Annotated in this window: 25 protein-coding genes and 2 tRNA genes; 8 read left to right on the plus strand and 19 right to left on the minus strand. The window is 70.4% G+C overall.

Annotated features, from left to right (window positions below; all coding sequences use genetic code 11):
• Nucleotides 1–18: 18 nt before the first annotated feature.
• The 5 genes from ACFZBU_RS21100 to ACFZBU_RS21120 all read right to left on the minus strand — a co-directional run bounded on the left by ACFZBU_RS21100 (nucleotide 19) and on the right by ACFZBU_RS21120 (nucleotide 3,183).
• Complete coding sequence (locus ACFZBU_RS21100; protein ID WP_355535427.1) at nucleotides 19–234, minus strand: biotin/lipoyl-binding carrier protein; 216 nt, start codon at nucleotides 232–234, stop codon at nucleotides 19–21.
• 329 nt (nucleotides 235–563) lie between these two features.
• Nucleotides 564–884: a mycothiol system anti-sigma-R factor gene (gene rsrA / locus ACFZBU_RS21105; protein ID WP_391585164.1), complete on the minus strand. Its 321-nt coding sequence runs from the start codon at nucleotides 882–884 to the stop codon at nucleotides 564–566.
• On the minus strand, nucleotides 881–1,516 hold the full coding sequence (locus ACFZBU_RS21110; protein WP_063744985.1) for a sigma-70 family RNA polymerase sigma factor: 636 nt from the start codon (nucleotides 1,514–1,516) through the stop codon (nucleotides 881–883). The genes rsrA and ACFZBU_RS21110 overlap by 4 nt, the downstream gene beginning before the upstream one ends.
• Before the next feature lie 148 nt (nucleotides 1,517–1,664).
• On the minus strand, nucleotides 1,665–2,345 hold the full coding sequence (locus ACFZBU_RS21115) for an alpha/beta family hydrolase (RefSeq protein WP_391585523.1): 681 nt from the start codon (nucleotides 2,343–2,345) through the stop codon (nucleotides 1,665–1,667).
• Nucleotides 2,346–2,412: 67 nt separating this feature from the next.
• A complete protein-coding gene (locus ACFZBU_RS21120; RefSeq protein WP_391585165.1) occupies nucleotides 2,413–3,183 on the minus strand; it encodes an SOS response-associated peptidase in 771 nt (256 codons plus the stop codon).
• Between the two features lie 69 nt (nucleotides 3,184–3,252).
• Between ACFZBU_RS21120 and aroA the strand changes: the two genes are divergently transcribed.
• Together aroA and rsgA are read left to right on the plus strand one after the other, a co-directional pair.
• On the plus strand, nucleotides 3,253–4,530 hold the full coding sequence (gene aroA, locus ACFZBU_RS21125; protein ID WP_391585524.1) for a 3-phosphoshikimate 1-carboxyvinyltransferase: 1,278 nt from the start codon (nucleotides 3,253–3,255) through the stop codon (nucleotides 4,528–4,530).
• A 13-nt stretch (nucleotides 4,531–4,543) separates the two neighbouring features.
• Nucleotides 4,544–5,584, plus strand: coding sequence for a ribosome small subunit-dependent GTPase A (gene rsgA / locus ACFZBU_RS21130; RefSeq protein ID WP_391585166.1), 1,041 nt, complete (start codon nucleotides 4,544–4,546; stop codon nucleotides 5,582–5,584).
• A gap of 19 nt (nucleotides 5,585–5,603) precedes the next feature.
• Here rsgA and ACFZBU_RS21135 read toward each other — a convergent pair whose 3' ends face one another.
• On the minus strand, nucleotides 5,604–6,119 hold the full coding sequence (locus ACFZBU_RS21135; protein ID WP_391585167.1) for a DUF2231 domain-containing protein: 516 nt from the start codon (nucleotides 6,117–6,119) through the stop codon (nucleotides 5,604–5,606).
• Nucleotides 6,120–6,353: 234 nt separating this feature from the next.
• Between ACFZBU_RS21135 and ACFZBU_RS21140 the strand changes: the two genes are divergently transcribed.
• On the plus strand, nucleotides 6,354–7,130 hold the full coding sequence (locus ACFZBU_RS21140; RefSeq protein ID WP_391585168.1) for a DUF4097 family beta strand repeat-containing protein: 777 nt from the start codon (nucleotides 6,354–6,356) through the stop codon (nucleotides 7,128–7,130).
• A gap of 25 nt (nucleotides 7,131–7,155) precedes the next feature.
• On the opposite strand, the gene ACFZBU_RS21145 is transcribed toward ACFZBU_RS21140, so the two are convergent.
• The 4 genes from ACFZBU_RS21145 to ACFZBU_RS21160 all read right to left on the minus strand — a co-directional run bounded on the left by ACFZBU_RS21145 (nucleotide 7,156) and on the right by ACFZBU_RS21160 (nucleotide 10,305).
• Nucleotides 7,156–7,701, minus strand: coding sequence for a DUF2087 domain-containing protein (locus ACFZBU_RS21145; protein WP_391585169.1), 546 nt, complete (start codon nucleotides 7,699–7,701; stop codon nucleotides 7,156–7,158).
• 73 nt (nucleotides 7,702–7,774) lie between these two features.
• On the minus strand, nucleotides 7,775–8,464 hold the full coding sequence (locus ACFZBU_RS21150) for an HAD family hydrolase (RefSeq protein WP_391585170.1): 690 nt from the start codon (nucleotides 8,462–8,464) through the stop codon (nucleotides 7,775–7,777).
• Nucleotides 8,465–8,550: 86 nt separating this feature from the next.
• A complete protein-coding gene (locus ACFZBU_RS21155; protein ID WP_391585171.1) occupies nucleotides 8,551–9,660 on the minus strand; it encodes a ferritin-like domain-containing protein in 1,110 nt (369 codons plus the stop codon).
• Nucleotides 9,661–9,765: 105 nt separating this feature from the next.
• Complete coding sequence (locus ACFZBU_RS21160; RefSeq protein WP_391585172.1) at nucleotides 9,766–10,305, minus strand: hypothetical protein; 540 nt, start codon at nucleotides 10,303–10,305, stop codon at nucleotides 9,766–9,768.
• 194 nt (nucleotides 10,306–10,499) lie between these two features.
• Between ACFZBU_RS21160 and hisN the strand changes: the two genes are divergently transcribed.
• Together hisN and ACFZBU_RS21170 are read left to right on the plus strand one after the other, a co-directional pair.
• Nucleotides 10,500–11,297, plus strand: a complete 798-nt coding sequence (gene hisN / locus ACFZBU_RS21165; RefSeq protein WP_391585173.1) for a histidinol-phosphatase — start codon at nucleotides 10,500–10,502, stop codon at nucleotides 11,295–11,297.
• Between the two features lie 262 nt (nucleotides 11,298–11,559).
• Nucleotides 11,560–11,961, plus strand: a complete 402-nt coding sequence (locus ACFZBU_RS21170; protein ID WP_391585174.1) for a cyclic nucleotide-binding/CBS domain-containing protein — start codon at nucleotides 11,560–11,562, stop codon at nucleotides 11,959–11,961.
• 88 nt (nucleotides 11,962–12,049) lie between these two features.
• Here ACFZBU_RS21170 and ACFZBU_RS21175 read toward each other — a convergent pair whose 3' ends face one another.
• On the minus strand, nucleotides 12,050–13,507 hold the full coding sequence (locus ACFZBU_RS21175) for a catalase (protein WP_391585175.1): 1,458 nt from the start codon (nucleotides 13,505–13,507) through the stop codon (nucleotides 12,050–12,052).
• Nucleotides 13,508–13,630: 123 nt separating this feature from the next.
• Between ACFZBU_RS21175 and ACFZBU_RS21180 the strand changes: the two genes are divergently transcribed.
• On the plus strand, nucleotides 13,631–14,047 hold the full coding sequence (locus ACFZBU_RS21180) for a Fur family transcriptional regulator (protein WP_391585176.1): 417 nt from the start codon (nucleotides 13,631–13,633) through the stop codon (nucleotides 14,045–14,047).
• Nucleotides 14,048–14,063: 16 nt separating this feature from the next.
• Here the strand turns inward: ACFZBU_RS21180 and ACFZBU_RS21185 are convergent, their stop codons facing one another.
• The 3 genes from ACFZBU_RS21185 to ACFZBU_RS21195 form a co-directional block, all read right to left on the minus strand.
• On the minus strand, nucleotides 14,064–15,113 hold the full coding sequence (locus tag ACFZBU_RS21185; RefSeq protein WP_391585177.1) for a hypothetical protein: 1,050 nt from the start codon (nucleotides 15,111–15,113) through the stop codon (nucleotides 14,064–14,066).
• 519 nt (nucleotides 15,114–15,632) lie between these two features.
• A complete protein-coding gene (locus tag ACFZBU_RS21190) occupies nucleotides 15,633–17,558 on the minus strand; it encodes a sel1 repeat family protein (RefSeq protein ID WP_391585178.1) in 1,926 nt (641 codons plus the stop codon).
• A 139-nt stretch (nucleotides 17,559–17,697) separates the two neighbouring features.
• A tRNA-Met gene (locus ACFZBU_RS21195) sits at nucleotides 17,698–17,774 on the minus strand.
• A gap of 320 nt (nucleotides 17,775–18,094) precedes the next feature.
• Between ACFZBU_RS21195 and ACFZBU_RS21200 the strand changes: the two genes are divergently transcribed.
• Nucleotides 18,095–18,367 carry a hypothetical protein gene (locus ACFZBU_RS21200; RefSeq protein WP_391585179.1) on the plus strand — a complete coding sequence of 91 codons (273 nt, stop codon included), beginning with the start codon at nucleotides 18,095–18,097 and terminating at the stop codon, nucleotides 18,365–18,367.
• A 205-nt stretch (nucleotides 18,368–18,572) separates the two neighbouring features.
• Here ACFZBU_RS21200 and ACFZBU_RS21205 read toward each other — a convergent pair.
• Nucleotides 18,573–18,646 (minus strand) — tRNA-Met (locus ACFZBU_RS21205).
• A gap of 112 nt (nucleotides 18,647–18,758) precedes the next feature.
• Entirely contained in the window at nucleotides 18,759–21,773 is a 3,015-nt protein-coding gene (locus ACFZBU_RS21210) for a UPF0182 family protein (protein WP_391585180.1), read from the minus strand.
• 192 nt (nucleotides 21,774–21,965) lie between these two features.
• Here ACFZBU_RS21210 and ACFZBU_RS21215 point away from each other — a divergent pair, with 192 nt between their 5' ends.
• Nucleotides 21,966–22,508, plus strand: coding sequence for a PPA1309 family protein (locus ACFZBU_RS21215; protein WP_391585181.1), 543 nt, complete (start codon nucleotides 21,966–21,968; stop codon nucleotides 22,506–22,508).
• Nucleotides 22,509–22,536: 28 nt separating this feature from the next.
• On the opposite strand, the gene ACFZBU_RS21220 is transcribed toward ACFZBU_RS21215, so the two are convergent.
• From ACFZBU_RS21220 to ACFZBU_RS21230, 3 genes are all read right to left on the minus strand, one after another.
• Entirely contained in the window at nucleotides 22,537–23,589 is a 1,053-nt protein-coding gene (locus tag ACFZBU_RS21220; protein WP_391585182.1) for a PDZ domain-containing protein, read from the minus strand.
• A 47-nt stretch (nucleotides 23,590–23,636) separates the two neighbouring features.
• Nucleotides 23,637–23,873, minus strand: a complete 237-nt coding sequence (locus ACFZBU_RS21225; protein ID WP_391585183.1) for a hypothetical protein — start codon at nucleotides 23,871–23,873, stop codon at nucleotides 23,637–23,639.
• A 124-nt stretch (nucleotides 23,874–23,997) separates the two neighbouring features.
• The gene (locus ACFZBU_RS21230; RefSeq protein ID WP_391585184.1) at nucleotides 23,998–24,420 is read right to left on the minus strand and encodes a molybdenum cofactor biosynthesis protein MoaE; all 423 of its coding nucleotides are present in this window, start codon (nucleotides 24,418–24,420) and stop codon (nucleotides 23,998–24,000) included.
• Nucleotides 24,421–24,542 lie beyond the last annotated feature (122 nt).

Consider the following 24,542-nt stretch of genomic DNA (forward strand, 5'->3'; position numbering starts at 1 on the left):
GGGCGCTTCGCCGGGCTGCTACTCGATCACCGCGATCGGGTCGCCCTCCTGGATCACGTCGCCCTCGGCGACGGTGATGCGTGCGATGGTGCCCGGAAACTCGTTGAGGACCGGGATCTCCATCTTCATCGACTCCAGGATGACCAGGGTGCTGCCGGCCTCGACCGTGTCCCCCTCGTGGGCGACGACCTTGGCCACGTTGGCCACCATCTCCGCCAGGACCTGTTCGGCCATCGTCGTTCCTCCTTCGGGCCCGGGTCGGGCCGTTGCGAAGCGCGTACCGCGGGCGCGATGGCGCCCCGCCCGAAATCCAATCACGGGAAACCGGCCGCGGCGGCCGTCCCGCCGGACAGGGCCCTCCCGCGCACACCGACGCCGGCCGCTCGGGCCACCGAGAATGGGCCGCGCCGGGAACGGCGAAGGGGCGCATGCCGGGTTTGTCCCGGCCATGCGCCCCTGTTTCGGCTCGTTCGGGTCGGCAGCCCGCCCGGCGTCGGCGCGGCGTTCGCATCGGCCCGGCGATCGAGGCACCGGGCGGATCGACGCGGGCCCCACCGATCGCGTCAGGTGCGACCCGGACGCTCTATCTCGACCACGCTCTCCTCGACCGAGACCCGCTGCGCGTCCACCTCGACGCGCACCAGTTTGATCCGCTCCAGCACCTTGTTGCGCAGCTCCGAGGGGACCTCGTCGCGCCCGCAGCAGCGGTGCACGAGCTCCTTCACCTGCTGCTCCAGGCCGTACTTGTCCAGGCACGGGGAGCATTCGTCGAGGTGCGTGCGGATGCTGGTGCAGTCCGCGTCCGCCAGCTCGTTGTCGATGTACTCGTACAGGTGCCCGAGGATCTCGGAGCAATCCACCTCGTGGTGGTCACCGCAGCTCATGAGTCCGAGCCTTTCCGGTCGGTGCCTGCGGGGACGAGGCCGCGCTCACGTGCGTAGTCGGCCAGCAGATCGCGGAGCTGGCGCCGCCCGCGGTGCAGGCGCGACATCACGGTCCCGATGGGAGTACCCATGATGTCCGCGATCTCCTTGTACGCGAAGCCCTCGACGTCGGCGAGATACACCGCGATCCGGAACTCCTCCGGGATCGCCTGCAGAGCCGTCTTCACGTCGGAGTCGGGCAGGTGGTCGAGCGCCTGCGCCTCCGCCGAGCGCAGTCCGGTGGACATGTGCGACTCGGCGCGGTGCAGCTGCCAGTCCTCGATCTCCTCCGCATGCGATTCCAGCGGCTGCCGCTGCTTCTTGCGGTAGGAGTTGATGAAGGTGTTGGTCAGGATGCGATACAGCCAGGCCTTGAGGTTGGTGCCCTCTTTGAACTGGTGGAACGACGCGTACGCCTTGGCGAACGTCTCCTGGACCAGGTCCTCGGCATCCGCCGGGTTGCGGGTCATCCGCAGCGCCGCCGAATACAACTGATCGAGGAACGGCAGGGCGTCCCGCTCGAACCGCGCGTCTTGCTGCTCCAAGGTCTCCGGTACGAGACCCACCTCCTTCAAGCCAGGAGTCGACGATATCGCCCGAGGCTGATCGGTGCCCGCACCCCACTCGGGCCAGGCGAGAAACGGTGCCTCGTTTCGGACAACCGAACCGGCGGCCTTGAGCATGGGAGCGACCTCCACTCGTCGACGCTTGACAGTTGGGGGAACACGTCGCCGACACGGATCATTCCCGTGTGCTCGCGGCCACCAGCCAATCGCCGACACCCGCTGTGATCAGGGCCAACGCCGCTTCCTGGGTGATCTCGGCGCGTTTGGGGACGGCGAATCCATGGTCCGCGAACGGCACCCGCAGCACGGTCGGACCGTCCGCCGGAAACTCGTCCGGCCCGCCGAAGCTGTCCCGCCCGCCCTGGACGACCAGGGTCGGCACGGCGGCGCCGAGCAGTTCAGCCAAGCGCGAACGCTCCGGCCGTCCGGGCGGATGCAGCGGGAAGGCCAGCGCGACCACACCCGCCACTCCCGTCTCACCCGCGGTGCGGCACGCGACCCGGGCGCCGGCGCTGCGGCCGGACCCGAACACCGGCAGACCCTGCGGGTTGCGCCCGGCGATCTCGGCGAGCACCGGAAGCCAGCCCGCGTCCAGGGTCTTGGGCGCGGGGGCCAGTCGCCGACCGGCCACCCGCCACGGCTGCTCGACCAGGGCGACATGCATGCCGCGCGCGGGCAGCACCGCGGCGAGCGCGGCCAGGTCGCGCGCCTCGATCCCGCCGCCCGCGCCGTGGCTCGCCACGAACCATGCCCGGGCCGGCACCGTCGTCGCGCGCCGCAGGGTCACCCGCGCGACGCCGACCGGCGTCGCCACCTCGAACACCTCCGGCGGCCCGGCAGCGGCATCCGGCCCCACCGCGGCGCCCGCCGGGTCCGCGGCAGCCCCGTCGACCGGGCCGACCCGGTCGGCCTCGGCGGCTCGGTCAGAAGAGCGTCGCGTCAACGGTGACCTCGTCCTCGGGGATCGCTTCGAGCAGGTGCGGTGCGTTGTTGCGGACGTTGTTGACGTCCGTCGAGACCGGGTGCGCCGTCATGAACCCGGTGGGCGGGGGCACCAGCAGGCCGCGGACCTCCTCCGGCTCGGTCCACGCCGGGTCCAGCCACCCGTCCCACTTGTCCCGGGTCAGCACCAGAGGCATCCGGTGGTGGATCCGGGCCAGCTCGGGATCGGCGTCCAGGGTGAGGATCGTGCAGGTCCACAACCAGCCGAGCGGGTCGTCGTCGGCCCGGCTGCGGTCGCGCCACCATTCGTACAGCCCGGCGAAGGCCACCTCGGCGCCGTCCGCCGGGTGGATCCAGTACGGCTGCTTGCGCGAGGCGCCCTTGGGGCCGTCCGGCGCGGTCTCCGGGGTGTGCCATTCGAAGTAGCCGTCGGCCGGCAGCAGACACCGCCGGGCGGCGAACGCCTTGCGGTAGGCCGGCTTCTCGTGCACGGTCTCCGACCGTGCGTTGATCATCTTGGCGCCCATGCCGGGATCCTTGGCCCAGGACGGCACCAGGCCCCACTTGACCGGACGCAGTTGCCGGGCGGGCGGGCCGCCGGACTCGACCGGGCGTTCCAGGACGGCGTACACCTGCTTGGTCGGCGCGATGTTCCAGTCGGGAGGAAGCTCGTCCGCGGGGTCGAACCGATCGACCTCGAAGATCTCGACGAGGTCATCGGGACTCTTGCTGGACGCATACCGGCCACACATGGCGTCCAGGGTGCCACGTACGGAAAGCAAATCGGGGCGGGGGCCGCGAACGACTAGGCTTGGGACGTGATGTCTGCGTTGTGGTCTGCCCCTGTCGCCCCCGCTCCCGTGACCGCCACCGTCGAGGTGCCCGGGTCCAAGTCGGTGACCAACCGCGCCCTCGTGCTGGCCGCGCTGGCCGACGGCCCCGGCTATGTCCGCCGCCCGCTGCGCAGCCGCGACTCGCTGCTGATGGTGGCCGGCCTGCGTGCGCTCGGTGTGGTGATCGAGGACCGCGGCGCGGACTGGTACGTGCTGCCCGGCGGGCTGACCGGCCCCGCGACGGTGGACTGCGGCAACGCGGGCACCGTGATGCGCTTCCTGCCGCCGGTGGCCGCGCTCGCCGAGGGGCCGGTGCGCTTCGACGGCGACCCGCGCTCGTACGAGCGCCCGCTGGACGGCGTGATCAACGCGCTGCGCGACCTGGGCACCCGGATCGACGACGAGGGCGAGGCCCGGCTGCCGATGACCGTGCTCGGCGGCGGCGGGGTCGAGGGCGGCGTGGTGCACATCGACGCGTCCTCCTCGTCGCAGTTCGTCAGCGCGCTGCTGCTGTCCGGGCCGCGCTTCAACCTCGGCGTCGAGGTCCGGCACACCGGCAGTTCGGTGCCGTCGATGACGCACATCGCGATGACCGTGGACATGCTGCGGGCGGCCGGTGCCCGGGTGGACGACGCCGAGCCGAACGTGTGGCGGGTCGCCCCGGGCGCGCTGCTCGGCCGCGACATGGTCGTCGAGCCGGACCTGTCCAACGCCGGCCCGTTCCTGGCCGCCGCGCTGGTCACCGGCGGTTCGGTGACCGTGCGGGACTGGCCGGAGTACACCACGCAGCCCGGTGACCGGTTGCGCTCGATCTTCACCGCGATGGGCGGCTCGTGCGCGCTCACCCCGGCCGGCCTGACCCTGACCGGGGGCGGTGCGGTGCACGGCATCGAGGCGGACCTGCACGACGTGGGCGAGTTGACCCCGGTGATCGCGGCGGTCGCGGCCCTGGCCGACGGCCCCAGCCGGCTGACCGGCGTGGCCCACCTGCGGCTGCACGAGACCGACCGGCTGGCCGCGCTGGTCAAGGAGATCAACGACCTCGGCGGCGACGTGAACGAGATCGAGGACGGCCTGGAGATCCGGCCGCGTCCGCTGCACGGCGGGGTGTTCCACACCTACGACGACCACCGGCTGGCCACCGCCGCCGCCGTACTGGGCCTGCTGGTCCCGGGCGTGGAAGTGGAGAACGTGGAGACCACCGCGAAGACCCTGCCCGACTTCACCGGCCTGTGGACGCGCATGCTGACCGCGCGACGCGGCTGAGGGGCCCGGGACGATGGCGGGACTCGGCTCCAACCGACGCAAGGACCTGGACGAGGACGACATCCGGATCCGTCCGGGCAAGCGCGGTTCGCGTCCGCGCACCCGGACCCGACCCAAGCACGAGGACGCCCGCGAGGGCCGTGTGCTGACCGTCGACCGCGGCCGGTACACGTGCCTGTTGGAGGACGAGGACGCCCCGGACCGCTCGATCACCGCGATGAAGGCCCGCGAACTGGGCCGCAAGGGCGTCGTGGTCGGCGACCGGGTCGCCATCGTCGGCGACCTCAGCGGCGAGGACGGCTCGCTGGCCCGGATCGTCCGGGTCGAGGAGCGGCGCAGCACGCTGCGCCGCACCGCGGACGACGACGACCCGTACGAGCGGATCATCGTGGCCAACGCCGACCAGCTCGCGATCGTCACCGCGCTGGCCGATCCCGAGCCGCGTCCGCGGCTGATCGACCGCTGCCTGGTCGCAGCCTACGACGCGGGCCTGGAGCCGCTGCTCGTGCTGACCAAGGCCGATCTCGCCTCGCCCGACGACCTGTTGGAGATGTACGGCGCGCTCGGCGTCGAGTACGTGGTCACCAGGAGCGAGTCGAACTGGGACCTCGACCCGATCCGCGCCCGCCTGGCCGGGAAGATCACCGTCTTCGTCGGACACAGCGGCGTCGGCAAGACCACCCTGGTCAACGAGTTGGTGCCGGACCACCAGCGGGCGGTCGGCCACGTCAACGAGGTGACCGGCCGTGGCCGGCACACCACCACGTCGGCGCTGACCCTGCGGCTGCCGGTCTTCGAGGCGGGCGAGGACCAGGGCTGGGTCGTGGACACCCCGGGGGTGCGCTCGTTCGGCCTCAACCACGTCGACCTGAGCCGGGTGATCAACGCCTTCCCCGACCTCGCCGCCGGCACGGAGGAGTGTCCGCGCGCGTGTTCGCACGACGAACCGGACTGCGCACTCGACGCGTGGGTCGAGGCCGGCCACGCGGACCCGGCCCGGCTGTACTCGCTGCGCCGGTTGCTGAGCACCCGCGAGCGCGACGAGGGCGACTGACGGGCGGTACCGGTTCGGGTCAGCGCGGTGCCGCAAGGCTGTTCTCGACCGTGTCGTGCCAGACCGCCTTGGATCCGGATTCGCCCACCCGCACCACCTGGACGACCGCGAACACCGCGGCCACCACGGTCAGCACGGCCACGATCGGAATCACGATCGGCGGTATCGTCCGCGGCCGGAAGGTCGCGGCGGCCCGGTGCCGGGCGACCAGCAGCAGCACGAGCGTGATGCCGAACAGGCCGAGCGTGTACCAGAGCATGTCCGCGCCCCGATCCACGTGAGTCTGTACCGCGGCGGCCCGTTGGCCCTCGGTGAGCCGGTCCAGCCGGGCGAGCAGTTTCTCGCCGCTCTCCTTCGCGACGAAGGTGGTCAGCGCGGCGACGGCGTCCAGGCCGACCACCCACCACCCGGCGCGCAGCAGCCACGGACGACGAGCCGCCACGAGCACGCTCGCGATCGCCGCCGCCGGCACGACGACCACCGCCAAGTGCACGACCAGGACGTGGAGGGGCAGGCCGGAGACGGTGTCGAACATGAAGCGGCTCTCCTAAGCAGTCGGGGCCCGAGGGGAAAGCACGACCCTCGCACAGGGGAACGGCTCTGACTCTGCCCGGGTTCAGTGCACGCCGAACACCCGCACCACCGGTCGGTCACGGTCCGCTCAGGGGGGCCAGCCCTACCTCCGGTTCGGGTGACCGCCGGATGCCGTCCCCCGGCCGGCCGCTCATACAGTTTGGGCAGCTTCGGATCACCTGTCGGGGAGAGTGTCATGAAAAGGCCGCTACGGACGTCACTGATCTTCTTCGGTGGGGTGTTCACCCTCGGAGGGATCCTGCTGGCGGCGTGGACCGGGATCACCCTGCTCTCCGCCCACGATGTGCACGCCACGAAGGTGTTCACCATCGGCTCCGCCAACCTGGTCATCGACACCGACAACGGCGGGGTCACCCTCGAACGGGGCGAACCGGGGAAGATCACCGTGGACCGACGGATCACCGACAGCGTCAACGGCCCCGACCCGAGCTGGACCCTGGAGGGCAACCGGCTCAAGCTGCGGCTGAACTGCCCGAGCTTCATGGGCGTCGCCTGCGGCGGGTCGTACAAGATCAAGATCCCGCTCGACATCCCGCTCAAGGTCTCCACGGACAACGGCTCGATCAACGCGAGCGGGCTGCGCCAGGACATGGAGTTCGCCACCAACAACGGGCACATCGACATCGACGACAGCGCCGGAAATCTGAGCCTGAGCACCGACAACGGTGGCATCGGCGTGTCCCGGGTCAGCGCCGACCGGGTCTCCGTGCAAACGGACAACGGCGGTGTCCGGCTGCGCTTCGACACCCCGCCCACCAACGTGAAGGTGCGCACCGACAACGGCGGTGTCCGGATCAGCGTTCCGGACGACGAGAACAGCTATCGAGTGTCCACCGCGACCGACAACGGCGGGGTGCGCAACGAGATCGGCAACGACACGCGCTCGAACCGCGTGATCGACGTCCGCACGGACAACGGCGGCATCGACATGAACCGGGCGCCGGTCCGCTAGTGCCCGGCGCACCTCGGCGGGTCGTTCAGACCACGAACGACCCGCCCGTACGCCAGTACATCCCGCCCTCGCGGCCCAGGAAGCCCTCGTCCACGAGGTGCCTGCGCAGCGCGGCATGGTCGTCCATGAACCGGCGCAGCGTCTCCTCGATCTCGGCCTCGTCGTAGCGCACGCCGGGTTCGAAGCTGCCCGCGACGTGATCCAGCACGACCAGCCGCTTGGCCCGCTGTACCGGCAACTGCCGGACCCGGCCCCGCGTGAGGTAGGTGCGCAACACGGCCGCCTCGGCCGGGCCGCGGTCGGCGAACGCGTCGTCCGGCTCCTCGCCCATGCCGGCCGCGGCCTGGGCCAGCGCCTCGGGGCACGCATGCCAGCCGTCGCCGGCCCGCGCGGCCAGACCGACGGACTCCAGCCGGGCCAGCACCTTGATCGTGTCCCGCAGCGGCAGCCCGGCCCGATCGGCGATCTCGGAGCTGAGATGGGCCTCCAGGACCAGCGCGGCGAACACCTTCAATCGGGCGTCGTCGGCGAGGAGACGGAGCAGTTCCGCAGGTTCGTCGGCCGGACCCATGGCTCAAGGGTAGGACTTTCGACGCCGCCCGGGACGGCTTGCCGAGCAGGATCACCCGGATGCATGCGCGATCTCAGTCGCCGCGTACGCCCAGTTCGTCGATGTGCGCCAGCAGGTCGCCCGGCTCGTCGTAGACCCGGAAGGCGTGCGCGCGTTCGAGTTCGTCCGCACCGTAGCCGCCGGAGAGCAGTCCCACGCCCAGCGAGCCCGCCCGACGGGCGGCCAGCAGGTCCCAGATGCTGTCCCCGACCACCACGCACTGCGCCGGGTCCACCCCGAGCTTGGCCGCGCCGGCCAGGAACAGGTCGGGATCCGGCTTGGCCCGGGCGACCTCGTCGCGGGTGACCATCGCCAGGTCGGCGGGCGCGCCGAGCTTGGCCAGCATCGGCTCGGCGCCGGCCCGCCGCCCACTGGTGGCGATGGTCCACGGGATGCCCACCCGGGTGAGGTGGCGCAGCAACTCCGGGGCCCCGGGCAGCGGCTCCACGAACGGCACCCGGGCGGCGTAGTTGCGCCCGTGCGCGTCGGTAAGCGCCTCCACCTGCTCGGGCGAGAGGTCGATGCCCGTCTCGCGCTGGATGCCCTTGACGAACAACCCGCCGCTCATCCCGACCTTGCGGTGGATCCGCCACATCGCCAGGTCGATGCCGGCGTCGCTGAGCGCCTCCTGCCACGACATGACGTGGTGGTAGACGCTATCGACGAGGGTTCCGTCGAGGTCGAAGACGAAAGCGGGCGGACGACTGCGTACAAGATCGGTCATGCCGAAAAATCTAGCCCGTTCCCGCGCGGGCGGCCCTCCCGTGCCGGATCACGGACACCGCGTCCGGACTCCGAATGGGTCGCTTTTCATCCGTCCGAGCCCAACTCCACCATGTCGGTGACCTCGGCGGCCCGGGCCCGTTCCTCCGCGCGGATGCGCCGGTCCCGGTCCAGCGCCTCGGCCTGGTCCTCGTCGTCGCGCATCATGCGCTCGACGTTCGAATCGCCCATGTCCAGCACGCCCATCTCGGCGAAGGTGGCGCGCACCTTCGGTCCCCACAGCCCGATGTCCTTGATGCACGGGACGATCCGGCTGAACAACAACCGGCGGAACTCGCGCAGGTATTCGGAGTTCTCGGTGGCCTCGCGCGCCTCGACCTTGTCGATCCGGAAGTTCTCCCACACCTCCTCGTCGCGCAGCCGGTCGCGCATCAGATAGCAACCCTCGACCACGAACTCCTCGCGCTCGCCGCGTTCGGCATCGGTCAGCTCGCGGTAGTAGTCGCGCAGCGCCATCCGCCCGAAGGCCACGTGCCGGGCCTCGTCCTGCATCACGTAGGCCAGGATCTGCTTGGGCAGCGCGACCGTGGTCAGGTCGCGCAACATCCCGAAGGCGGCCAGGGCCAGCCCCTCGATCAGCACCTGCATGCCCAGGTAGGGCATGTCCCAGCGGGCATCCGACAGCGTGTCGTCGAGCAGCGACTTCAGGCTCGGGTTGATCGGGTAGTACAGGCCGACCTTGTCCTTGAGGAAACGCGCGTACACCTCGGCGTGCCGGGCCTCGTCCATCACCTGGGTGGCCGCATAGAACTTCGCGTCCAGGTCCGGCACCGACTCCGCGATCCGCGCGCTACAGATCAGGGCGCCCTGTTCGCCGTGCAGGAACTGGCTGAACTGCCAGGCGATGGCGTGCCGGCCCAGTTCGTCGCGCTCGCGCTGCGACATCATGTTCCAACTGCGCGTGCCGTACAGCGTGTGCAGTTCCTCGGGCATGCCCAGCGGGTTCGTCGGGTCCACCGGCAGGTCCCATTCGATCCGCCGGGCGGCGTCCCACTGCTTGTCCTTGCCCTTGGCGTACAGGGCGAGGAGCCGGTCCCGGCCCTCGTCGTACTCCCAGTTGAACCGGGCCGCCCCCGACGCGGGGACCTCCCAGACGGTCATGTCGGCGGGCAGCGCGTACAAATCGTGCGTCGACACGGGCGTTCTCCTCGCGAGAGACGTGTGACGTGCGGTCGGCGGTAGCCGTGTACCCGCTGTCCTACGCCCTCGGCGCGCCGACCGGAACCCCCGCGGGGCCATCGATTACCAGCGGGTAGCCTGCTCCGTCCGCGACGTTCCCTCGGTCGGCGCTCCCTTGGCCGGTGTGCGCCGGGACGCGGTCCCGCTCTCGCCCGGAGTCGCGGGCGGCGCGCTCGGCTCGGGTGGGATCGACACGCCGGTCCTGGCCTGCGGGATGGCCGCCGCCGATCCGGCCGGGGAGCCCAGTCGGCTGCGCAGCCGCTGCCGGCGTCGACCCAGCGAGCGGGTCGCGGCCGGGCTGGCCCGGCGCACCTCCTCGGGCAGGGCGAACCACGCCTCCACGACGGCAAGCGCCTGGGGCCGCTCGCCGGCCCGCTCCAGCAGGTCGGCGGCGCGTTCGTAGGTCCACGCGGTACGCATCTCGGCACCGACGCCGTGCAGCAGGGTGCCCAGTTCGCGCAGTTCCTCGCGCTCCAATCGGTCCGCGAGCGGAGTGCCCTCCAGCGTCCAACCGTCCAGACTTCGACGCGGTTGGACGAGACCGGGTCCCGGTACGGCCTCTTTGCCGTGTGTTGTCCTGCGCCCGACCCCGAACAGTGCCATCGCGGTCCCGCACCCCCTCCGCCATCGACTCGTACCCGTAACACGCGTACGACCGATGAACGGTTGTCGACTGTCGCTGCTCGCGCTTCCTTGTCTGCATAACGAGCGTACGAGGCCGCGGCGACGGCGCGTAAGTGTGTCCGTGCGCGCGGGGCGTGCGCCAACGCGTCCGAGGCGCCAGTACTGTTCGTGTCATGCCCGGCTATGACGACGATCTGCGCTTCGCCCACGTCCTCGCGGACGCCGCCGACGCGACCACCATGGACCGCTTCAAGGCGCTCGACCTCCAGGTCGAGACGAAGCCGGACATGACTCCGGTCAGCGACGCGGACAAGGCCGCCGAGGAGATCATCCGGCACCAGCTCGGGCGCGGTCGCCCCCGTGACGCGGTGCTGGGCGAGGAGTTCGGCTCGACCGGCCACGGGCCCCGGCGCTGGGTGATCGACCCGATCGACGGCACCAAGAACTTCGTCCGCGGCGTCCCGGTGTGGGCGACGCTGATCGCGCTGATGGACGGCGACGAGTCGGTCATGGGCGTGGTCTCCGCGCCCGCCCTGGGCCGTCGCTGGTGGGCTGCCAAGGGCGCCGGCGCGTGGACCGGCCGCAGCCTGTCCCAGGCCTCGCGCTGTCGGGTGTCGAAGGTGGGTGCGATCGAGGACGCCTCGTTCGCGTACTCCAGCATGGGCGGCTGGGAGGAACGCGGCCGGATGGACGACTTCCTCGACCTGACCCGCGCCTGCTGGCGCACCCGTGCCTACGGCGACTTCTGGTCGTACATGCTGGTCGCGGAGGGCGCGGTGGACATCTGCGCGGAGCCCGAGGTCAACCTGTGGGACCTCGCGCCGCTGTCGGTGATCGTCGAGGAGGCGGGCGGGCGGTTCACCTCGCTCGGCGGCACCCCCGGCCCGGCCGGCGGCACCGCGGCCGCGTCGAACGGCCTCCTGCACGACGAGTTGCTGGACCGGCTCGGCGATCCGCACGAGCAGGGCTGACGGGTTGACGGGTTGACGGGTTGACGGGTTGACGGGTTTGGCGAACGCCCGGCGTTCTTCGGTGAGTTTCGGCGGATTTCCACGGATTCGGAAGAACTGTCCGACCCCCGCTTGACTACTCCCTTCGAGTGAGTTGCCCGCTATACCTTCCCTTGACCTTCCCGGGCATGTGACCATGTGAAAACAGGGCTTGTGAACTTGTGAAATCTTTCCCGAGCGCACCCCCGCCCTGACACCCACGCCCCGACGGAGGTGGTGTCACATGCTCGTCCGCGACGGCATGAGCACGATCGTTCTGACCATCGGCCCGGCCCACACACTCCGCGCTGCGGCGCGCCTGATGTCCGCCCGCCAGATCGGCGCGGCGGTGGTGATCGACCCGGACACATCCGGTCTGGGCATTCTCACCGAGCGGGACATCCTGATGTCGATCGGTGCGGGCCAGAATCCCGACACCGAGTACGCCGGCGACCACCTCACCTCGAACGTGGTCTTCGCGACCCCGTCCTGGACGCTGGCGGACGCCGCGGCGGCCATGACGCGCGGCGGCTTCCGCCACCTGATCGTGCTCGACGGCGGCGACGTGCTCGGCATCATCTCGGTCCGGGACATCGTGCGCTGCCAGATCCGCGAGGCACAACGCGCCGAGGAGTTGGTCGGCTGACCGCGTCCGCGACACCGGATGCCGGACAGGGTGAGCGCCGCCCGGTACCGATGCGTGGCTCAGGTACCGGGCGGCGGTTCTCGGGGGGTCAGCCGCGCAGGTCCTTCACGGCGGCTGCGATCCGGTCGCCGTAGTCCTGGTCGGCGGCCCGGAAGTGGCCGACGACGCGGTCGATGATGTCGTCGCGGGAGACCTGGGCCAGGAAGCCGGAGATGTTGGCCACCAGTCGGGCCTGCTCGTCCGCCGCCATCAGCCGGTACAGGTCGCCGGCCTGCACGTAGTCGTCGTCCTGAGCGTGCGCGGGGGCCTCGTGCGTTCCGGTGAGGCCGGTCACCGCGGTCGACGCCCACAGCGGCACGCCGCTCTCGTACGGGCCGCCGAAGCTGTTCGGCTCGTAGTTCTTGGCCCGACCGCCCGGGTTGGTCGCCATGTGGCCGTCCCGCCCGTGATTGCGGGCGACGGTGGCGTGCGGCGCGTTGACCGGGAGCTGGGTGTGGTTGATGCCGACCCGGTAGCGGTGCGCGTCGGCGTAGGCGAACAGCCGTCCCTGGAGCATCTTGTCCGGGCTGGGGCCGATGCCCGGCACGAAGTTGGCCGGGTTGAACGCGGCCTGCTCGACGTCGGCGAACACGTTCTCCGGGTTGCGATCGAGCACCAGCCGACCGACCTCGATCAGCGGGTAGTCGGCGTGCGGCCACACCTTGGTCAGGTCGAACGGGTTGAACCGATAGGTCGCGGCCTCCGCGACCGGCATGATCTGCACCTTGAGCGTCCACGACGGCGCGGAGCCCGCGTCGATCGCGGTGAGCAGGTCGCGCTGATGCGAGTCGGCGTCGGCGCCCGCAAGAGCGGCGGCGGCCTCGGCGGTCAGGTTCCGGATGCCCTGGTCGGTCTTGAAGTGGTACTTGACCCAGAACGCCTCGCCCTGGGCGTTGACCCACTGGTAGGTGTGCGAGGAGAAGCCGTCCATGTGCCGGTAGGACGCGGGGATGCCGCGATCGCCGAACAGCCAGGTGACCTGGTGGATGGCCTCGGGCGAGTGCGACCAGAAGTCCCAGACGTTGTCCGCCTCCTGGCTGCCGGTGTACGGGTCGCGCTTCTGGGTGTGGATGAAGTCCGGGAACTTCAGCGGGTCCTTGATGAAGAACACCGGAGTGTTGTTGCCGACGAGGTCGTAGTTGCCCTCCTCGGTGTAGAACTTCACCGCGAAACCGCGCGGATCGCGCACCGCGTCCGCCGAGCCGAGGTTGCCGGCGACGGTGGAGAAGCGGGTGAACACCTCGGTACGCCGGCCCGGTTCGGCGAGGAAGTGCGCCCTGGTGAACCGGGACACGTCCGCGGTGACCTCGAAATAGCCGAACGCTCCCGAGCCGCGGGCGTGCACCACCCGCTCCGGGATGCGCTCCCGGTTGAACCGGGCCAACTTCTCGATCAGGTACTGGTCCTGGAGCAACAACGGCCCGCCGGGGCCCGCGGTCTGGCTGTTCTGGTTGTCGGCCACCGGTGCGCCGGATTCGGTGGTCAACGTGTTCGGCTGCTGCGACATGGTCTGCGTCTCCCCTGGCGTTGCTCGTGCTGAGGTCCGGCACTCAACCTAGAGCCAAGTTTGGACTTTGTCCAGAACGATATTTAGACCAGTTCCAATCCAGGGACGTGTATCGTCGTGTACATGAGCGACCTTCTGGAACGACTGCGTGAGCGGGGATGGCGCCTGACCGCGCAGCGTCGCGTCGTCGCCGAGGTCCTGAACGGCGACCACGTGCACCTGACCGCCGACGAGGTACACGCACGTGCGGGCCGGCGCCTGCCGGAGATCAGCCGGGCGACCGTCTACAACACGCTGAGGGAACTCGTCACACTCGGCGAGGTGCTGGAGGTGGGCACCGACGGGCGGGCCAAGCGGTACGACCCCAACGCCCGCACCGCGCACCAGCATCTGGTGTGCCGCGTGTGCGGGACGATCCGCGACGTACATCCGGACTGCGACCCGATCGCCGGCCTCGCCGAGGCGGAGCGCTTCGGCTTCGACATCTCCGGAGTCGAGGTCACCTTCCGCGGCATCTGCCCGGACTGCGCGGGGGGCTGAACCCGCGCCCGGCCCGTTACGAGGGCGTGGTCCGCCGGACCAGGTGGACCGCGCCCGCGCGGGCCGCCCTGCGCAGCGCGGACCGCTCCGCGTCCAGGTGCGCGTGCAGGATGTCCAGATCCGCGTCCTCGCCGCATTCGGCGAGCCCGAGCAGCATGCCCGGCGAGGGCCGGGTGCGCAGGAAGGCCCGGTAGGCGGCGGCCGGATCGGTGCCGCCGGCCTGTAGTCGGCGCCGTGCGGCGTCCCGCACCTTGGCCGAACGATCCGCCAACGCGCCCGCGAGAACGGCCGGTTCGATCCCGGCCGGCAACACCTCGACCGCCCGCTCGCGCACCCGCGGATCGGGCACCCGCAGCAGCCGCAACGCGACGTGCTGCCGGTCCCGGCCGCGCAGTCGGGCCAGCAGGGCATGTCCGGCGGCGGTCCGGCAGGCATGGTCCGAGTCGCGCAGCGCCATTGCCAACAGCGCGTCCTCGTCCAGCAGTTCCATGCCCAGGCGACGCACGCTCGGCTGCGCCTCGGTGACCGCCGCGCGGCCTCGGGCCTGCTGACGCGGCTTCGCGAGCAGCACCTCCCGGTAGGCGTCCAACGCACCCTTGGACCGGCTCCGCCCGCGCAACGCGTCGAGCACGGGCACCGCCGCCCGCACCTCGTCCGGCTCGTCGTGCCAGCGCAGCGCGGCCAGCGCCCGCGCGCGCACCGAGTCCACCCAGTCGTCGGTCCGCAGGGCCAGGAAGGCCGAGGCCAGCGGCCCGGGTTCGGCCGCCAACCGAACCACCGCCTCCTCGCGCAGTCCGCCGTTGGCGTCCAGGCTCGTCACCGCGGCGACCAACGGGTGCCGGCGGGTACGCAGCAGCACCCTGGCCGCCCCCGGACCAACCGGCGCGCCCGCCGCCTGCGGCCGAGCGGCCCGATCCATCCGCACGAGCGTGGCCGCGGACAACCCGATCACCCGCGCCGCGACCGCGTCCGAATCACCATCCCCGGCCTGCACGACGCCGCGCAGGTACGCCACCAACCGCACCGCCTGCTCCCGCGACCCGTCGTCACCGGGCCAATCCCCCACGACAACGGCCCCACCCCCGACCCCTCGCCCCCTCCACAACAGCCCCATCCCGCCACCTCCATCCCGCAAACCCTAACGACCCCCCACCGAACCCCCCACAACCCAACCAACTCAACCCACCCGAACCCTGACACCCCAAGCGCGCCCGACACCCAAGAACACCCCGGCGCACCATCCCCCGCCACCAGCCCAAGTTCCCCCCGCCCGGCGCTCGAGGACACCCCAGCCAACACACCACCCACCGCACCGACCGCACCAAATCCAGCCCGTCCGGCGCTTGAGGACACCCCGCGCAGCCCAAGGCACAACCGCAACCAAGTCGGCACCTTCAGCCCGTCCGGCGCTTGGGGACAACCCAGCGCAGCCCAAGGCGCAACCGCAACCGGCTCAGCGCGCCCGGCACCCAAGAACACCCCGGCGCAACATCACACGTGCCACCGAACCGAGTTCAGCCCGTCCGGCGTTTGAGGACACCCCAACCAAGGCCACCCGCCGCCCGCCCGCCCGAGGACCATGTCCTCAACTCGCCAGCGACTCCGCCCGGAACGCGTCCAGCAACCGTTGCGCCTTGGCCGCGACATCCGCAGGACCATGCGCAACCGCCGGCCCACACCAATGTTCCGCATCGGCCAGATCCCCGCGCCGCAACGCCAGCACCACGAGCCGCAGAGCCGCCCGCCCGTGCCCACCGCGCGCGGCCACCGTCAACCACGGCTCCGCGCCGTCCGGATCCTCGTGCCGCAGATGCAGCAGAGCGAGGTTCCACGCCCCGGACACGCTGCCCGCCTCGGCCGCGACCTTGAACCGCCGCGCCGCCGACTTGTCCTCACCACGCCGCGCGCACAACACCCCGCACCGCAGTGCCGCCGTCACGTGCCCCGCGTCCGCGGCCACCGCGTACCAGCGCTCCGCCTGCTCGGCCGCCCCCGCGTCGGCAAGCATCGCCCCGAGCCGAAATGCCGCCGTCGGCCGATCCGCTCGCGCCGCCGTCTCATAGGCGCGCGCCGCCCCCTCGGCATCCCCCCGGCGCTCCAGCAACAGCCCCATCTGCAACGCCGCGTCCGCGTGCCCGGCCTCTGCGGCGCGCCGCCAGCACGTCTCGGCGGCGTCGTCCAGACCGCCCCGCGCGTGCAGGATGCCCAGGTTGTACGAGCCGTCCACGCTGCCCGCCTCGGCGGCCCGCGCGAACCATATCCGCGCCTCCTCGTCGTCCCCGCGCTCCAGAAGCAGCCCCGCCAGCGCGTTGGCCGCGTCCCCGTGACCCGCGTAGGCGGCCATCCGGAACCAGCGCTCGGCGCCCGACGCGTCCTCGTGCTCGGCGTGCAACAGGCCGAGATTGAAGGCCCCGTTGCACTCGCCGGCCGCCGCGGCCCGCTCGTACCACCGGGCCGCCTCGCTCGATCGCCCGCAGGCGGCGAACCACGCCCCGAGCGCATTGGCCGCCATCCCGTCACCGGCCTCCGCCGCGACCTGCCACCACCGCGCCGCGCCCTCGACGTCGCCCGCGTCCTGCAACAGGAACCCGAGCGCACGGGCGCCCTCGGCGTCGCCCTCCTCGGCCGCGAGCCGGTACCACCCGATCGCCTCGGCGGTGTCCCCCGCCCGCTCCAGCGAGGTCGCGAGCCTTACCGCGGCCCGCACGTGGCCGCACGAGGCCGCGCGCAGGAACCACGTCGACGCGGCACGTTCGTCGTCCCGCTCCTGTCCCATCCGGCCCAGCCGATAGGCCGCCTCGGGGTGCCCCGCCTCGGCCGCCCGGCGATACCACCGCTCGGCGCCGGGGCGCCCGGTCAACTCGAAGAACTCGCCCAGCGTGAGCGCGGCCCGCACATGCCCCGACTCGGCCGCGTTGCGCAGCCAATAGACGCCCTGACCGGACAGGTCGTGGTAGGCGCCCATGCTCGCGCCGGCACCCGCACGCGCCGCGTCGGCCTGATCCAGCAGCAGCGCGCCGAGCGAGAAGGCGGCGATCCGACTGCCCGCCTCCGCCGCACGATGCCACCACAACGACGCGGCGTCGTCCCGCCCCTGACGGTGCATCAATACACCCAGGTTGGTCGCCGCGCCCCGGTGTCCCGCCTCGGCGGCGCGCCGCAACAGCTCGGCGGCCTCGTCCTGTTCGCCGCGCTCCAGCAACATCAGCGCGAGGCTGTTCGCCGCGGAGGGGCTGCGGCCGGCCCGCTCGCGATAGCGTCGTTCGAGTTCGGCCGCCTCGTGCCGATCCAGCGCCTCGTGTCCCTCGACGCTCCCGCTCGGGCTGCGCCGACGCGGCCGGAACGGGACCAGGACCGCATAGTCGTCGGGATGCGCGGGAGCCGTGGCGGCGGCGGCCCGACCGCGGTCCAGGACCACCGTGTCGGGGCCTTCCGGTACCGCTTCGAAGACGTCGGCCTCCGGCGGTGGGTCGTCCCCCCGCCGTCCGCGATGTCCCTTCCACGCCCCCATGAGTCCATCGTGGCATCTCGGGCCACATCCATGCAGTCGCGATTCGGCAACGACAACCCGACTCCGGCCGTATTGTCGTGGTACGCCCCCTGTCGGGGCATGCACGAAGGGCCCGGTCGTAAGACCGGGCCCTTCGATGTGGTAGCGGGGACAGGATTTGAACCTGCGACCTCTGGGTTATGAGCCCAGCGAGCTACCGAGCTGCTCCACCCCGCGTCGGTAGACACAACTGTACGGCAGCGTCCCGGGGGCAGGCAAATCCCCTCGGCTCCCGCCCGGGACGGCCCCGCCGGGTCCGCGGCCGTGCGTCCGACGCGCGTACCACTCGGGAGAGCGGCCGAATTCAGACCATGGAGTGAACCCGTTCGACTCGGCCCCGATCCCGAACCGATCCACCTTTGACCGCAATTACCCCTGCTTGCCCGGCAGTTCGTTTGCGCCACAACGGGGTTCCCGGCCAATCGGGGACACGATCGGGTCTCGACATGGGGCCGGAAGCCGTCACGGCGTGCCCCCGATGGGGTACGGTCTGCGTCGTGGTCATATCAGGAATGGACCATCCGAGCATGCCGCGCCGAGTCCCGGTTCCACCGATGGACGTCGGTCGAAGCGGCGTGGGCGAGCGCCTGGAGAGGCACCTCGCCCTCATCGGCCGCGCCTCCACGCAGGAGACGGCGAACAGCCTCGAATCGGCCGCCATCATCCAGAGCGTGGCCCCGCGCAACGAATCGCGCGGCACCCACCGGCTGGCGCGCGTGACCCTGATGGCTCCGCTGCGCGCCAAGCGCCGCCGCCAGATCGCGCTCTAGTCCGCCGCGGTCCGCCGCGCCCTCAGCTCGTGCGCCACCACCCGACTCACCGAGTCGGGTCACGCCCCGAGCCGCACGACCTCCGGGGCGACCACACCGACCGGGGCGAGACGCAACACCACGAGGCAGAACCACGCGAAGCGAAGACATGGCAATACGCAAGAGGCCCGGTTCCGAAGAACCGGGCCTCTCACGTGTTTCCGAGTAGCGGGGACAGGATTTGAACCTGCGACCTCTGGGTTATGAGCCCAGCGAGCTACCGAACTGCTCCACCCCGCGATGCGTTGTGCCTTGAGCTTACGTGACCCGAGGCCGCACACCAAATCGATAACGCGACGGGCCCGCCTCCCGAAGGGGAAACGGGCCCGTCGCCTTCGTCACGCGCCGTCGATCACGGCTTGGGCGCCCCGGTCGCGGGCGGTGTCCCGTTGGCCGGTGGCGTTCCGTTCGCCGGTGGCGTCGACGGAGTGCCCGCCGGGTTCTTCGCCGCCGCCTCGGCCGCCAGGGCCCGGTCCACGGCCGCCTGAAGGCGCTTCTGTGCCTCGCCGTACTTGGCGAAGTCACCGGCCTTCAGCGCCGCGTCGGCGTCCTTGAGGGCCTGGTTGGCCTCGTCCAGCGCCTGCTTGACCGTCGGGTTCTGGGCCGGCGGGGTGCCGGTCCCACCCGTGGTGGGCGGTGGCGTGGTGTTGCCCGTGTTCGGGGGTGTGGTCCCCGTCGGTGGCGGAGCCGGTGTCGTCTCGCCGTTGAACACCGCCGCCAATGCCTCCGGCAGCGTGTTCTGCAGCGCGATCTTGCCGCCGAACGACACCAGCACCTTCTGCAGCACCGGATACGACCCGGCCGCATTGGCCTGGAGGTACACCGGTTCGACGTAGAGGATGCCGCCGCCGACCGGAAGACTCAGCAGGTTGCCGAAGACGACCTTCGAGTTGCCGATCTGGAAGACGTTCAGCAGCCCGATCACGGACGAGTCGGACTTGAACTGGCTCTGCATCAGGTCCGGCCCGTTGATCGCCGTCGCCGATGGCAGCGTGAGCAGTCTGACCTTGCCGTAATCCGGTCCCGGTTCCGAGTTGACCGCCATGAACGCCGCGAGGTTCTGCCGTTCTCGTGGCACGAAGGTGGTCGTCAACTGGAACGACTGATCCTTCGCCTGCTGCGCCTGGGCGTCGCCGGGAGCCGGCGGCAGCTTCATGGACAGGTAGTACGGCGGCTGGTCGGCTCCGCCGACCCCGGTGCCCGTCGGGTCCTTGGGGACCTTCCAGAAGTCCGAGCCGTTGAAGAACGTCCGCGGGTCGGTCACGTGGTACCGGGTCAGCAGATCGCGCTGCACCTTGAACAGGTCCTGCGGGTAGCGCAGGTGCTCCATCAGGGTGGGCGGGATCGTGGTCTTCTTCTTGACCGTGTTCGGGAAGGCCTTCATCCAGGTCTTGAGGACCGGGTCCTTCTCGTCCCACTGGTAGAGCTTGACCGAGCCGTCGTAGGCGTCGACCGTCGCCTTCACCGAGTTGCGGATGTAGTTGACGTTGCCCGTGTTGCCGACCGCGCCGCGGGCCCGGTCCTCGGCGTTGAGCGAGTCGGCGGTGGCGTCACCGAGCGTGGTGCGGGTCGCGTACGGATAACCGTTGCTGGTCGTGTACGCGTCCACGATCCACTGCACCTTGCCGTTTATCACGGCCGGATACGGGTCACCGTCGATGGTCAGCCATGGGGCGACCGCCTCGACCCGCTCCTTGGGCGTGCGGTTGTACAGGATCCGGGAATCCTTGTTGATCGAGTCGGAGAGCAGGATGTTGCCCTCCTGGAACTTCGTCGCGTACAGCAGCTTGTTGAACATGCCGCCGATCGGAACGCCGCCCTTGCCCTGATACGTATAGGTCTGCTGACCCGTCGGGCTGTTGTCGAGCGGATAGTCCACCTCGGTCGCCGCGGCCTTCTTCGGGGCCCCGACGATCGAGTACTCGGTCGTCTGCTCGCCGAAGTAGATCCGCGGTTCGTACGGGCCGAGCGGACTCGGGCTCGTCTTCTCCTGGGTGTCGGTCCGGATGTCCTTCTCGATGAAGACCGGCTTGCCCTCGGGGTCGCGAGCGGTGCCCTCGGCCGCGACCACGCCGTACCCGTGGGTGTACTTGGTGTGGTCGTTGACCCAGTTGTGGCTCTGGTTGCCCTTCGGGTTCAACTCGCGCAGCGCGATGACGGTGTCCTGCATCTTGCCGCCGATCATGTAGCGATCGACGTCGAGAGTGGCCGGGAAGCCGTAGTACTGCCGCAGTTGCTGGAGCACGTTGAACGTCGGGGAGACGATGTTCGGGTCGAGCAGCCGGATGCTGGCCGTGGCGGACGCCTCGTCCTTGAGTTCCGGCCGGGCGTCGACGTTGCCCGCGTACGCCTCGGGCTTGACGTCGTCGATGCCGTACGCGTCCCGCGTCGCCGCGATGTTGCGTTCGATGTACTTGGCTTCCTTGGCCTGCTGGTTCGGCTTGACCTGGAAGCGCTCGACGATCGCCGGGTAGAGCCCGCCGATGAGCACCGCGGACAGCACCATCAGGCCGAAGCCGATGATCGGCAGTGCCCAGGTGCGGCGGAAGACGTTGACGAAGAACAGCGTCGCGCAGATCAGCGCGACGATGAACAGGATCGTCTTGGCGGGCAATACCGCGTGCGCGTCGGTGTAGCGCAGGCCGGTGAATTGCGACGCCTGCTTGAAATCACCGGACGAGACCGCCAACGAATAGCGGTCCAGCCAGTACGCGACGGCCTTGAACAACACGAAAAGGCCGAGCAGCAGCGAAAGATGCGCCTGAGCGGCCGGTGTCGCCCGCGACCCCGGACTCTGGACCCGAAGCCCGCCGTAGAGGTAGTGCGTGATCACCGCGAGGACGAGGCCGACGACGACCGCGACGAACGCGAAATTGATCAGGAATCGATAGAACGGCAGGTCGAACGCGTAGAACGACACGTCCTTGTGGAACTGCGGGTCCTTGGTTCCGAACGAGACGCCGTTCACGAACTGCAGCCACGTCTTCCACTGCCCCGACGCCGAGGTGCCGGCGATGATGCCGATGACGACCGAGAGGCCGATCAGCAACCACGTGCGGAAGGGGGTGATGGCCGACCGGTAGCGGTCGAGACTCTGCTGTTCCAGCGACATCCCCCGGAACGCGGGTCGCAGCCGATAGGCGACATACACGTTCGCGCCGACGGCCACGGCCATGAGCAGACCGAACACCAGGAACAACCCGATGCGCGTCCACAACTTGGTCGTGAATACGTTTCCGTAGCCGACCGACTTGTACCAGAGCCAATCCGTCCAGAAATTCGCGAACAGCACCCACGCGACAACGATCACCACGAGGATGGCCAGCGTCAGGAGCAGGGTTCTGGACCTGCGGGACGGAGCTCCCATTCTGATCCGACGGCCACCTGAGCCGCCTCGTTCGGGCATCTGAAAAACCAAGGGTGCGCACCTCGATCATTACCTGGACGCGCCCGGTCGGCGCTCGATGGGTCAACTTACCGAGACAGGACGTGGTTCCCCACCGACACGGCCGATACAGGCTCGTGATCCGCCGTGGGGCGAAGACGGGAAGATGGGGTCATGACCGTTGCACTCACCCAGGCCCTCGTCGAGATCGAACGCCACGTGGCGGCGTACGGCTGGGACCAGCAGGCCCGCCTCTACGCGCTCGTGGACACCGCGGAATTGGCCCGTACCGAACCCGACCTCGCGGCGCAGCTCGGCTTGTCCGCCGACCGCGACGCGCCCATCGACACCCTCACTCCGATCGAGCAGGAGGAAGTCCCGGAGAACGTCGCGATCGACGAATTCCTGGCGAGTATCGCCTGGCCCGAGGCCGTGCTCGGCTGCGCGCTGGTGGTCGAGCGGCTGATGTTGCCGCCGTCCGCCGAGGCGACCATGCCCGCGGTGGGCAGTGATCGCGAGATCCACGACTGGGTCGCGTCGCACCCGCAGCGCCAGGAGGTCCGCCTCGCCGTGGGCGTGCTGCGCGACGGTTCGCGCGAGTCGGCCGTGCGGCTGCGGGACAAGGACGACGACTCCGAGGTGCTCTCCGGCGCGGATCTGGTGCCGGGGCTGGCCGAGGCGCTGCTGGCCACGTTCGGCGAGGGTGACGAGGACTAGTCGCCTTTCCCGAGCGGGTCCGCACCGGTCACGCATGACATTCCGTCAAAGTGCCCTGGCCGGTGCGGATCGTCTCCAGCGCCTTGAGCGCGTCGTCCAGCGTCTCCACCTGGACCAGGGTCAGCCCGCCCGGCTTGGTCTGCGCGGCGGAGGCGCAGTTGGCCTTGGGCGTGAGGAAGTACTTGGCGCCCTGGCGGCGGGCCCCGATGGTCTTCATCTGGATGCCGCCGATCGCGCCGACCTTGCCCTCGTCGTCGATGGTGCCGGTGCCGGCCACGAACTTGCCGCCGGTCAGGTCGCCGGGGCTGAGCTTGTCCACGATGCCGAGCGCGAACATCATCCCCGCGCTGGGACCGCCGACGTCCTCCAGGTGGATCTCCACCTTGAACGGGAACTTGGGCAGGATGCCCGGCGTGATGCCGACCAGGGCCCGGCCGTCGTCCTCGGCCTTCCCGGTGACCACCTGTACGTCGCGCCGGGTGCCGCGCGCGTCCGCGGGGTCGACGGTGAGCGTGACGCTCTCGCCGGCCTGGTGCTTGGTGATCGCCGCGGCGACGTCCTGGGGCTTGCCGATCGGCGTGCCGTCCACGGCCAGGATGATGTCGCCGGCGTGCAGCTTGCCGAGCGCGGGCGCGTCCTTGGCCACCGTGGCCACGATCACCTGCTTCTCGATCGGGATGCCGAGTGCCGCGAACGCCGCCACCTTGGCATGCTCCTGCGACGAGCTGAACTCCTCGGCGTTCTCCCGCTCCACCTCGGCCGCGGACTTGTCGTCGGGGTACAACGACTTCTTGAGCACGACGTCCGCGTCGCCCTTGACCCAGCCGGCGAGCGCGTCGAGCAGCGGCATGTCGTAGGACTTGTTGGTCACGGACACGGTGGTCATGTTCAGGTGACCACTCGTGGGATACGTCTCGTGGCCCGAGATCTCGATGACCGGCTTGCCGCCTTCGTCGCCGAGCGTGTTGTACGTGGGCCCGGGGCTCAGCTCGGCGTAGGGCACCGGCGCGAACAGGACGGCGCAGGCCAGGGCCAGCAGCAACAGGCCCGAGACGACCAGTGTGGCGGTGCGGCGCGACATGCGCCCGACCCTACGGCACCCGGGATTTCCCGGTGCGGCCCGGGCCGTCACGGGCTTTCGAAGCCCGGTTCCGGAGCCTTCTCGGCGGTGCCGCCGGGGGTGGGTTCGGGTCGGACCGGGGTCGCCGCGCGGACCCGGTCCAGGACCGCGTTCCATTCCGCGAATTCGGACATCGAGTCGTGCATGCTCGGCGTGCGAAACGACCGGCGAACCCACGCGGCCCAGATCACCGCGATCACGAGTGCAACCCCCGGGATGGCCCACCACCATGCGACAGACGCCATGACGTACTCCGTCCACAGGAGGGAGAGGCTGATGGCTTAAATCATATGTATGTGGTGATAATGGTGCATTTCTGCTGCTCCGAGCCGGGTGTGACCCAGGTGACGGACGGGACTCGCGGGGGTCTCAGCAGGCGCCGACCCAGTCCGAGTCGCCGTCCACGAAGTGCTGGAGCTTCCAGATCGGCACCTCGTGCTTGAGTTCGTCGATCAGCCGCCGGCACGCGGTGAACGCCTCCGCGCGGTGCGGACACGAGACCGCGACCACGACCGCGAGGTCGCCGATCTCCAGCCGGCCGATCCGGTGCACCGCCGCCATCGCGCGCACGGGCAGATCGGCCGCGATCTTCTCCATCACCCGATACAGCTCGGCCTGGGCCGAGGGGTGGGCGGAATACTCCAGCGCGGTGACCGTGCGCCCGCTGTCGGCGTTACGGACCGTGCCCACGAACAGGTCCGTGCCGCCCGCGGACGGGTCGCCGACGGCGGCGAAAACCTCCTCGACGGACAACGGCGTGTCGCGGATCTCGGCGATGCGGATGACGTCCATAACGGGCAGTATCGCGCGCGACGGATCGACACCGACCATCCCGGTCCCGATTTCACACGCGGGTCCGGCAAGGCGCATGCGTCCGCGAGCGCGCGGATCCGCGGGCGCGCCGGGTCCACGGA

The organism is Embleya sp. NPDC008237 (genome assembly GCF_042956465.1).
Classification (GTDB): domain Bacteria; phylum Actinomycetota; class Actinomycetes; order Streptomycetales; family Streptomycetaceae; genus Embleya.